This window comes from Microbispora sp. GKU 823, assembly GCF_002027145.1.
Classification (GTDB): Bacteria; Actinomycetota; Actinomycetes; order Streptosporangiales; family Streptosporangiaceae; genus Microbispora; species Microbispora siamensis.
Genome location: NZ_MWJN01000247.1, coordinates 1 through 1,357 on the forward strand (window position 1 = coordinate 1; position 1,357 = coordinate 1,357).

2 protein-coding genes are annotated in these 1,357 nt (G+C 74.6%); both read right to left on the reverse strand.

The features are described 5' to 3' along the window. The coding region (locus tag B1L11_RS44525; protein WP_143738013.1) for an FAD-binding oxidoreductase at window positions 1-785 on the reverse strand (785 nt) is incomplete at its 3' end. After that, window positions 782-1,357: decaprenyl-phosphate phosphoribosyltransferase (locus B1L11_RS44530; RefSeq protein ID WP_143738014.1), on the reverse strand; the 576-nt coding region annotated here is incomplete at its 5' end. The genes B1L11_RS44530 and B1L11_RS44525, both read right to left, overlap by 4 nt.

Here is a 1,357-nt window from a genome sequence, read left to right on the forward strand (position 1 = left end):
GCCCAGCGCGGGGGCGGACGAGCAGAGGGGCGCGGCGCGAAGGCGAGCGGGTTCCCGCGCGCGCGGGCGGGCAGGTCGCCGGGCGCGGCGTGGTCGCCGCGGGTGAGCACGCCCCGGCCCATCCGCCCGCCGCGCGCGAGCAGGTCGATCCACGCGACCGTGTAGCGGTGGCCGTCGTCGGTCGCGGCCATCGTCTCCAGGGTCTGGTCGAGGTCGCGGGTGCGCTCGACGTCCACCCGCATCCACGCGGACTCGATCGGCACGCACTGGAACGTCGCCTCGACGACGACGCCGGTCAGCCCCATGCCGCCCACGGTGGCCCAGAACAGGTCGTCGCCCGGTTCGAGCGTACGCACGCCTCCGTCGGCGGTGAGCAGGCGCAGCGAGCGCAGGTGGGCCCCGAAGGAGGAGTCCACGTGGTGGTTCTTGCCGTGCACGTCGGCCGCGACGGCCCCGCCGACCGTGACGTACCGGGTGCCGGGGGTCACCGGCACGAACCAACCGCGCGGGACGAGCGCGGTCATGAGGTCGTGCAGGCTGACCCCCGCCGACGCGGTGACGAGCCCCGTGGCACTCAGGCTCCACGACGGCTGGAGCGCTGTGCAGTCGAGCACGAGTCCGCCCGCGTTCTGCGCGGCGTCGCCGTACGCGCGGCCGAGGCCGCGGGCCACGACCCCTCGACGGCCCGCCTTCGCCACGAGCGCGGCGGCCTCCTCGGCGGTGCGCGGGCGGGCCAGCGTCGCGCGCGTGGGCGCGGTGCGCCCCCATCCCGTCAGCAGTGTCATGCCAGTTGGATACCGCACGCCAGCAGGATCAGCATCAGCGCGAGGAAGACCTGGAGCGGCCGGTCACGCAGCACCAGTTCCTCGGGTTCCTCCCCCACGCCACGGTCGACCAGCAGCGCGTGCCGCAGCACGACCAGCACGAACGGCACGATGCTGAGCGCGCAGAACGCCTTGGCCGGCCCGGTGTGCTCCTGGAGCGCCCACAGGCAGTAGGTGACGATCATCGCCCCCGAGGCCATGACGCGCACGTGACCGAGATAGCTCGCGGTGTACGTCTCCAGGGTGGCCCGGGCGACCTGGCCGTCCCCGGGCCTGGCGCGGAGTTCGGCCTCGCGCTTGCCGGCCACCAGCAGCAGCGAGCCGAGCGAGACGACGACCAGGAACCAGCTCGTCACCGGCACGGACACGGCGACCGCCCCCGCGTACGCGCGCACGACGTGGCAGCCGGCCACGGCGACCAGGTCCACCACGGGCTGGTGCTTGAGCCAGAGGGTGTAGGAGAAGGTGAGCGCCAGATAGGCGGCGACGACGGCGGCGAGCGGCCACCCGCCCGCCAGCCCGGCGAGCAGGCC